This is a genomic window from Paenibacillus sp. 1-18, assembly GCF_000520755.1.
In the GTDB taxonomy this organism is placed as follows: Bacteria; Bacillota; Bacilli; order Paenibacillales; family Paenibacillaceae; genus Paenibacillus; species Paenibacillus brasilensis.
On record NZ_ASSB01000163.1, the window covers coordinates 1 to 10,218 of the forward strand.

At 52.3% G+C, this 10,218-nt stretch carries 4 protein-coding genes and 1 pseudogene; all 5 read right to left on the minus strand.

The genetic code is table 11. The annotated features are described in order from the left end of the window. On the minus strand, nucleotides 1-832 hold an 832-nt coding region (locus L693_RS27955; protein ID WP_155983806.1), incomplete at its 3' end, for an AAA family ATPase. Further along, nucleotides 829-2,013: an exonuclease SbcCD subunit D gene (locus L693_RS0110305; protein ID WP_025717187.1), complete on the minus strand. Its 1,185-nt coding sequence runs from the start codon at nucleotides 2,011-2,013 to the stop codon at nucleotides 829-831. The genes L693_RS0110305 and L693_RS27955, both read right to left, overlap by 4 nt. A gap of 27 nt (nucleotides 2,014-2,040) precedes the next feature. Further along, the gene (addA, locus tag L693_RS0110310; RefSeq protein ID WP_025717188.1) at nucleotides 2,041-6,084 is read right to left on the minus strand and encodes a helicase-exonuclease AddAB subunit AddA; all 4,044 of its coding nucleotides are present in this window, start codon (nucleotides 6,082-6,084) and stop codon (nucleotides 2,041-2,043) included. Continuing rightward, complete coding sequence (addB, locus tag L693_RS0110315; RefSeq protein ID WP_025717189.1) at nucleotides 6,081-9,629, minus strand: helicase-exonuclease AddAB subunit AddB; 3,549 nt, start codon at nucleotides 9,627-9,629, stop codon at nucleotides 6,081-6,083. Before addB ends, addA begins: the two co-directional genes overlap by 4 nt. A 228-nt stretch (nucleotides 9,630-9,857) precedes the next feature. Next, a pseudogene (locus L693_RS27960) lies at nucleotides 9,858-10,218 on the minus strand (class I SAM-dependent methyltransferase); the annotation flags it as partial.

Genomic DNA, 10,218 nt, shown 5'->3' on the forward strand with positions numbered 1-10,218 from the left:
GCAAAGCAATAGCTGGCTCCAGGGCAGCCAGCTGGTCCAGCTCCTTCGCCCGGCGGCTGCGCTCCATGACCAGCTCGCGGATTTTGTTCAGCGCTTCCGCCTCGCTAGCAACACGCTCCAACTCACGGCGTGAAGTCTCTGCATGGGCAACCGCTGCTTTGAGGCGCAGCTCCACCTGTTCAAGCGCTTCAGCACTCGCGTCTCCCAGACCTTGCTGCTCCGCCTCCAGCTCTTTCAGTGCCATGTCATTGTCCTTCACACGACGGCTGAGCTTTTGTGCGAGTTGATCGCCGTATTTTTCCAGATGGAACAAACGCTGCAGCATCTGCCTGCGTTCACTGCCCTTTAAGGACAAAAATTCCGCAAACTTTCCCTGCGGCAATACGACAGCACGTGTAAAATCGTCCATTTTCAGGCCGATATACTCCTCCACACAGCGCGTCACATCCTGCACCTTGTCAGCAAGCACTTCCTCGCCGTCGTCCGTGCATGCAATAAAACGACTGAGCGTATTATTCACCGATACACCCCCGGCGCGTTTGAAACGTCGTTCTACACGATAACGGCGAGGCCCTTGGGCTGACATTAATTCGAACGTAAATGCAACAGACAACGTATCTTCAGCATGATTCATAATGCCTTGAGTACCGTTCACCGCTCGCTCCACTTTACCGTACATAGCCAGCGTAATGGCGTCAAGCAACGTTGATTTACCACTGCCGGTGGGGCCGAAAATCCCAAACAATCCGGTTTCAGTCAGCTCGTCAAAACGAATTTCCTGCGGCTCCCGATAGCTTTGCAGCCCCGCCAATTTCAGAAGAATCGGCTTCATGCATCATCCTCCTCAGCGTGGTCCCTTGCATTATCCTGTTCCACCAGTTCCAGAAATAGCTGAACTAATCCGTCATCCGGCTGTGCTCCGCCTGTCTGCCGCTGATAGAAGGCCCGGAACAGCTCATGAACCGGCAGCTCTGATCGTTGATGCCCCAGTTGAGCCGCAGCCATTTCCGGATACATTGGACGAATGTGAATAATCCCTTCACGGCTTTTGCGCAGCCGCTGAATATCCCCCATCGACATTGCTTCGTCCAGCGTAATCTCCAGATCAATAAAGGCATCCGTATCCAGCCCTTCGTCCAACCAGCGGTATACTTCTTCCAGGCCACCCCGTGCGCGCCACCTCACTAATGGACGTCCACTGGTAATATACAGCTCCTCGACCTGTGCAGGCTTGCCAGCAACCACGTCAATCAACGTAACCGATTTGGCCTGTCCTGCCTCGGAAAAGCTATATGCCAGCGGAGAGCCGCTATAACGCATCAGTCCGTCTCCCTTCACATATTGGGGACGATGCAGATGACCCAGAGCTGTATATTGCGCCCCGATGCTCAGCGCTGACGGATCGACTGTATAAGCTCCCCCGACCTGAATCGGACGTTCCGAGTCTGATTCCAGCCCGCCGAGCACATAAATATGACTCATCGACAAATTAACGGTGTCAGGCCGAAACGCTGTACCCAGCTGTGCCATCAATAAACCCACTCGGCGGCTATATGCCTCGCGCAATACCGTTTCATCTCCGTCCTCAGATAGCAGCTCGTTCAGACGAGACTCGGAGGGATACGGCAGGGCTGCGATGCATGCCATTTCACCCGTTCGCGGTGTATGAACCTGCACCGCCTTTCCGCTCGGTAGTCCCAGCAGTGTAATTCCGCGCCCGCTTACCAGCGGCGTGACCGAGGATACCCTTTCCGGCTGGTCATGATTGCCCGCAATAACGACCAGGGGCCTTCCTCCAGCCGTAAGGCGGGCAGATGCTTCATAAAACAACTGCTCGGCTGCCGCCGAAGGATTAACAGAATCGTACACATCTCCAGCCATCATAATTAAATCTGCCTGCTGATCGTCAGCCATTTTCGCCAATTCTTCCAAAAACGCTTCCTGCTCCTTCAAACGGCTGCGTCCTTCCAAAGTGCGACCCAAATGCCAATCACCTGTATGCAAAATCCGCATGCTCTTCCTCCTCCCTCTAGTACATAACTACAGCCGCACATTCTCTCCAGCCTCAAAAAAATACAACCATTTCTCAGCAACCTTTTTTCCTGTAATCTCTTCGATCACGCGGGCGTAAAGCTCCAATTGAAAACGATACTGCTCCGTTAAATGAGATAGCGTACGGTACTCCGATACCCGATCTGTTTTATAATCTACCAGCACAAGTCCTTCCGAAGTTTCAAACAGGCAGTCAATAATCCCGTTCATCAGCACTTTATCGTCCTGACCGCCTTCCGAACCTGCTTTCTGTGTTTCCTGTGCTGGCAACATGGATGGCAGGCTGTGGTTCCAGTAATCGGCTGCCCGCATCGTATAAGTAAACGGAAGCTCACGTTGAACATGGGATGCCTCCAGCATTCTGCCACCCAGCTCACTGGTGAAAAAGCGCAATATTTTGTCCGTATCCAGCACCTTCGCATGTATCTCCAGCAATATGCGTTGATTCAGCAAACGGGCCTTGGTTTCCTCAATAACTTCGACGCTCATCACCCCATCCAGCGGCAAATGCAGCATCAGCGTATGATACACCGTTCCACGTTCCGTTGGAGTCAGACGTTGATTTCCCATAAACCTGGGTCTGCGCAGATGTAATGCATTGCCCCCTGTGTGAGAATCTTTTTGATCCTCCGGTAACTCTGCTAGTTGGGAGGCAGATAGATTCAGCCAATCTTCCGCTCCAGTCTCCTGCATTTCCAGCCATCTTTTCATCTCGGTAACCGACGTATTGGCTGCCGTCTTGCCTGCCCGTTCATACGGATAGGTCCAGGAAAGAGCTGCGGCCATATCCGTTTCACTCTTTGCGTTCACGTCAATCGGCTGTGCATTTCTCAGCGCTTCCGTTTTCTTGTGGCGATCCTCGCCTGATATCTCTTCCTCATGGGTCAAGCTCACACCGGAGCCTGAAAGAGTTTCCGAAGCCACAATTTTAAAAAGCCAGTCTGCCCCTGGCATGTGCTCCAATCTGTGAAAATATCCAGCTTGAACGCCCGCCGCTTCCCGCAATGCAGCAGCAGAAGGATGGCGAATCAAAGCGGGACCTACCCAGTCCAGGTAACTGCGGCCTGCCGCCAGCATATAGTCTGGCAGGACGGTTTCGGTATGCTCTTTGACACGTGCCCAGCCTGTTGCGCGTGAAGCGAGGTCCTTCACCGTTCCGGTCATGATAAGCTTTTCGCGTGGACGTGTAAGCGCCACGTATAACACCCGCATTTCTTCAGCTAATAACTCTAGCTGGGAGCGTCGACGAATCGCCAAATTAGGCAGCGTTGGGTAGCTGACCCGATTTTGCTCCTCCACATATTTGGGACCAAACCCCAGCTCCTTGTGCATGAGAAACGGCGCGTTCAGATCCTGCTGATTGAACATTTTAGCCGTCCCGGCAATGAACACAACAGGGAATTCAAGTCCTTTACTTTTATGAATGGTCATAATACGAACGGCCTGATCGGGCTCTGTACCACCACTGCTGGAACCCAAATCACCGCCTCGCTCCCGCAAACGGGAAATGAAGGTCAGAAATCGGAACAATCCACGGTTAGACGTTGAAGTCTCATATTGTCTGGCCCGGTCATACAGCGCCCGCAAGTTGCTTTGACGTTGTGAGCCGCCAGGCAGACCGCCTACCCAATCCAGATATCCCGTTTCCTCCAGCAAATTCCAAATCAACTCACTTAAGCTGCCTTGTCTGGCTTCCTTCCGCCACGCTTCCAATTTATGCAAAAATGAACGTAGTCGGGTAGACAACGTATTTCCGTTATTTCTATCACTAAATTCAAATGAAGAGAGCGAGTCCTCGGTGAAAAGGTCCGGCTCCATGATGTCAGCGGAGCTCACATTTTCTCTCTCCTCAAGTGGGGCGGCCTCTGCTGCCGTCAGCAAAGCGTCATAAAACAGTCCGTCAGGCTTCTGTAACCGAATTTGAGCCAGCTCGTCCTCGGTCAAGCCCACAATTGGCGAACGAAGCACAGATGCAAGCGGGATATCCTGCTGCGGATTATCAATAATATGCAGTAAGGACAACATCACCTCAACTTCTGTTGCCTTGAAAAAGCCTGTCGTCTGCTCCCCGGAAGCCGGAATGCCCTCAAGCCGCAGTTCCTCCACAATTAAAGGAGCCCACACGCTGGCTGAACGAAGCAAAATGACGATATCACCGTAGACTGCCGGGCGCATCGTTTTTAAACCTCTGTCGTAAATCAACAGTGGTTGTCCCGTATCTCCTGTCAGTTCCTTAATCCGTTGCGCGATCGCACGCGCTTCTAACTGCGCCGTTTCCAGCTCAGCAAGCTCGGCCAATTCGTTTTCCTGTACAGCAGACTCATCATTTGCTTCAGCTTCTTCCAATGCATCCGAAAGACCTTTCCCGCCTTTATCAACTAGCAGCAACTCAGGTGCGTAGGCAGATGCAGCATCTTTCTCCGTCTGCTCGGGATAGGATGCGCCGTGTACCAGCCAAGCCCGTTCATCATATTCAATTTCAGCCACATCAACGCTCATAATCTGACGGAACACCAAATTGACCGCATCGACAACTTCCTCCCGACTGCGGAAATTACGCGCCAAATCAATCAAAAGGCCATCTTCCTGCTCCTGCCTGCCATATCGTTGATATTTATTCAAAAACAGACCCGGCTCTGCCAGCCGAAACCGGTATATACTCTGCTTCACGTCTCCTACCATAAAACGGTTACCCGGTTCCTCGCGAGAAACCAGCCTGACGATATCTTCCTGTACAGTGTTCGTATCCTGATATTCATCCAGCAGAACCTCATCGAATTGCGCCTTGTATTCAAGCGCAGCGTCCGAAGGCAGCAAGCTATCCGGAGTAGAATCAGGATGACGCAATATTTTAAGACAATAATGCTCCAAATCCCCGAAATCCACCAGCCCTTTAGACTGCTTGTGCTGCTGAAATCGTTCACCGAATGCAATGACGGTCTCTACCAGTTCGTCCATCAAGGGAGCCGCTGCGTGCAATTCCTCCAAATAGGCTCCCGCTCTCCTGCCGAACAGAGAAGCTTTCATATCTGTAATCATTTTTTTTGCTGCCTCACGCAGCTGCTTGACCCGTTCCTGCAATGCAGGCTCGGTCTGATCTTTTTTGACCGGCTTGAGCTTGCCGAAGGACGCCAGTTGAAAGTGATCATACAGGGTCGCCCACGGCTGTGTCTCCAACTCCTGCAGCAATCCCTTCACCATCGCCGCATCCTCTTGCAGCGTTGCTGCATAAGGTGCAGGACCGCCGGGCTGCATCGCAGTTTCATGCGCCTGTTCCAGTAAGCTTGCGGCTCCGCGCAGGGAAAGCTTGGCATCCGCCACAATGCTGCGAACCCAAGAAGTCTCTCCCAAAGCGGCCACATCCTGTACACGAAACGCTGCTGCTGTCTCCCTCAACCAATGCTCCGGCCAAGGATGGCTTTGAGAAAAATCATACAGCCGCTGGACAAGCACATACATCGCATCATCGGTACGTTCTCCACTAAACCAGTCCACCAGCCTGCGGAACGTGCTGCCTTCATCATGAGTCTCATATTTTTCCTCAAACAGCTCTTCCAGCAGCTCCTGTCGGAGCAATTCCGTCTCATGCTCATTCATAATCCGAAAACCGGGGTCCAGGGGAATGGCCTGATAATGCCTGCGAATGACCTCCATACAAAAAGAGTGAAGCGTCGTAATCGAGGCCCGATTCAGCAACGACAGCTGGCGGCGTACATGCTCACTTTCCGACTCCTGTTCCAGCACGCGCTCCAGCGCTTCTCGTATCCGTTGACGCATTTCGGCAGCTGCGGCCTTTGTAAAGGTCGCCACCAACAACCGATCCACGCTGAAACCGAGCTGGGGATCGACGATTTTGCGAATAATACGCTCTACAAGCACCGCTGTTTTGCCAGATCCCGCCGCTGCGGCCACCAGCATGTTGTTTCCGGATTCCGAAATGGCGCGCCACTGGTCATCACTCCACATGCTGCCTTCCGGCTTCGGTATGCCTTTTGTGTTGAGCATGCTTTTCGTGTTAGAAGCTTCTATCATGGGTCCATTCCTCCTTTCTCTTCCTGTGTATGACCCAGTAGATTCCATATTTGATCCTTACCCGGCTTACCCCATTGATTGTAGCCACTGCCTTCCAAACTATCGTCAAATTGGCAAACTGGCTTGAACGAGCAGAACGTACATGCCGTCTCCTGCTGAATACGATAAGGTTCAATGGCCACATCGCCCTCTGTCATCCGTGTTCCAATCGTTCGAATATTGTTACGGACCGAAGTCAGCAGACGATCCCACTGTTCCGGTGAAGCAACGGACGCACTGCTGTAAAAGCTGCCATCTGCTTTCACCGCAACAGGTAAAATGGAGGAATACCCTTTATCCAGTGCCGTATCCATCTGCCCAACTACGTCTCGATCCGCCAGCAATAGCCCCTTCATCTTGAAGCGTTTCAAAAGCTCCTGACGAGCCTGTTCTGCACTAAGGCCGTTAGGCGACTGCAACATCGGATTGTGAACGTGGAAATATAGCGTCCCCGCCGGATAGGCCGTTTCGCCCAACCATTCCTCTGCCGCATTTAACAGCACGTCCAGATAGGTGAGCATTTGCAGGGACAAGCCATAGTACACCTCATGCAGCTTAAGATCCTTTTGGCTGGACTTGTAATCAATGACCCGCAATAGCAAACCTTTTTCTCCCTCTGCCACATCCACACGGTCAATTCGTCCGACAATTTCCATGACAACGCCGTTATCCAGCCGAAAGGTCAGGGGCGGAAGCGGTTGGCCCGGTCCAAAGTCCAGCTCCAGCCCAATCGGCTCAAAGCTGCCTCTACGCGCATGCTCACCTAAAATCAATGAAGCACGGCTCACAATATCCTTCAGCTTGCGTAAAATATAGCCATAGCGCTTGGAGCTCATTAAAATCTCGCCTTGCAGGCGAGGAGCCAAACGCTCCACTGTCGTTTCCGCCTCCTGACGGCACTCCTCCGTGCTGAGACTCCCCCAGCTTATGTTTCTTGCCCGCAGATTGATCGCCATCTCTCCAAGCGCTGCATGGAACAATTGTCCGATATCCGGTGCCTTCAGGCGATACATTTGACGCTCCTTCAAACGAAGACCGTGAGAGGCAAAATGCGAAAACGGACATGCGACAAAACGTTCCATCCGGGATACACTGGTACGCAGCTTGCTGCCGTACAGACGGTGACTCGTTTCCTTTTGCAATTCGGCGTGGTTTTCGTAAAAAAGAGAGGTCAGCAGCTGCCGCAGCTTGTCCTTCTCACGCCCTTCCTGACTGGCATACCAGTTGTATACATCCCACCAAGGAGATAAAATATCACCGCCACGCCGCCAATGCCGCAATTGTGCTATGAGCTGCGGTAAAGCCTCGGACGGATGGGAAGCATACTCCCATTGCGTCGCCCAGTCATCCGCAGGCAGAGGGTATCCAGCCAGTGGACGTTCTTCCAGACCGGGAAACAGCTGCCGGACATGGCGAACCAACTCTGATGGCAGCAGCGACTTCCCTTCTTCATCGGTCACAGCATAACTCATCCACAGGCTTTTGCCAGGGGATGTAAGAGCCGAATAAGCGAGAAAGCGTTCATCCAACAGACGTCTTGTCATATCCGGTGCCAGCTCTACGCCTCGTTCGTTCAAAGCGGTACGCTCCTGCTCATTCAGCACGCCGTCCTCATGAAACACAGCCGGCATCACACCTTCGTTCATACCGAGCACAAAGGCATGCTGTATGCCAGCTACACGTGTACGATCCGTGTTGCCGACAAGTACCTGATCCAGTGCCGGCGGCACAAGCCCCATACGGAACTCAGCCAAGCCCGTCTCCAGTACCCCCGCGAATAAAGAGGTATCCAGTCTCTCATCACCCATCATTTCGACGATCTGATCCAGCAGCTCAAGCACTGCATCCCATACCTGACGATGCTCCTTGGCCTGCTCAGGATCTCCGGCTTCCTCAGCCTGATGAATAAAGACATCCAGCTTATGACCGATGTCTGCATCCTCCAGCAGAAGATATACTGCCTCACACTTTTCAAGTGCTGTGCGGGCCTTCCCCAGACGTTTTTCAAACGCACGTAAAGGCGTCACGATCACATCACGGCATAGCTCCATCAAATCTAATGTCTCATCTCTTTGCCGATTCCGCTCCTGCTCCTCCAGTTCCAGCGACAGGCTGGGAACAGCCTGCCACGGTCGTCCATCTGTCCAACGGCTGCCTTGTATTCCGCAGGCCAGTGCATAATTTTCCAGACGGTCCATGTCCTCACGGCTAACCCGACCATCCAACGGCAGCAGAAGATCTGTTTTGACCGCACGGAATACATCCTCATACCGCCAACGCCGCTGGACAATATCCAGCGAAGCCCGAATCATTTCCACTAAGGGATGGTGCAATATATTTCTCCGCTGATCCAGAAATACCGGAACCTCATATTGTTTGAATATCGGCTCCACCCACGGCTCATAATCTTCAATATGACGTACAAATAAAGCCATTTCCCGATAACGCGCACCCTCATCACGGGCCAGGCGGCGCATTTCGCGTACGGCCCCTTCCAGCTCTGCACGACGATTGGCGGCAGCGTACAGCTTTATGCCCTCCGGCTGTTTTTCTGCCCACTGCTCCCGTTGCTGCTGCCGCATCCGAAATCCTGTGCGATGTTCAAAATGTGCCTCCAAATATGCCAACGCCGGACGCTCCTTAAATCTCGGCACTGGGTCTGGGCGCAATAATAATGTCTGCGTCTCCAGCATAAGCTCGTCCGCCATTCCTTTAAGCTTTACATAGGTAGCTGCTGGCGGATGAAACAAATCCAGCTCATGCGGAAGCTGTCCGCTCTCATAGGTGCGGTTGCAGGTCAGCGCCACCGTCAACGAAGAAGCGTGCAGCATAAGCTGTTCCACCACCTTATATTCATGCGGCGTAAACCTGCGGTAGCCATCCATCCAAATATCTGCTCCACGGACAATAGAAGACTCGGCAATCTGTTCTGCCAGCATGCGCAGCGTATCCTCACCGTCAATAAATCTAAGTGACAGCTCGCGTTCAAAATCCTCATAGATTAAGCTGATATCTTTGAGCTTACTGCGTAAAATCGGGGTTGACTCCCCTGCGCTATTCATACGCTCTAACTGCTCAGGTACAGACCGGGTATCATTCCCGTACTGCTTCAGCTCCGTAAACAGCGTATTCAACCGATCCACAAAGCCAAGCTGGTCACCCGAGTCCTTAAACAGACTCAGTTCATCCTTGCGACGACGAATAATTTTATATAAAAGCATCTTCTTGCCCTCTTCTGTCACTGGCACCAGCGCTGAACCTCCGGTTTCCTGCATGACTAAATAAGCAAGACGATGAAATCCCATCACCTGGGCGCGCACCGACCCCTGAACACCGTTTCCGGCTTCTGTAAGCAACGCATGCTCGGAAGCAAATGACGATTGCTCCGGCACAAGCAGCAGCATAGGCTTACCTAGCGGCTGCTCGCGTAGCATAGACGTCATTTCATGACGGATTAACGTACTTTTACCGCTGCCCGAGCGGCCAATCAACAAACGGACCGACATGATGCAGCCTCCTTTCCAAGGAACAACATTCTACTAAACAGTATAGCACACGAGGCAAGGGAGAAAAGAACGTACGTTTGCCATTTTACAGCATGCATCCTTCCTCAAAAAACAAACAGTCCCGCAGGTTGGCTTGATGCATGCCTTCTCTACAGGACTGATATATACATTACATGGGCCTCTTTTACTTATTTAACCATCTAAAAGGCGGTAGACTGTGTTTGACTCCTACAGCTGTTTCTGACTGCGCACCTCAAAGATAGCGAATTTCAAATAATGGCCTTCCTCCACGCCCAAAATTTGGGGATGATCCTTGCCGGCTGCTCTCCAATCTACCAGACGAAGGATCTTCCCAGCATCAGCCGCCGCTTCCTTAATCGTATCCAGAAACAGCTCCGGCCGCATATGGAACGAGCAGCTTGCCGTCACCAGATAGCCACCCTCATTCACAAGCTTCATTCCGTGCAGGTTGATATCTTTATATCCCCGCATAGCTCCTTTGACCGCACTCTTTGTTTTGGCAAAGGCTGGTGGATCAAGAATAACCACGTCAAATGTGCGCCCGCCACCAGCTGGTAGCGGCTTTTGT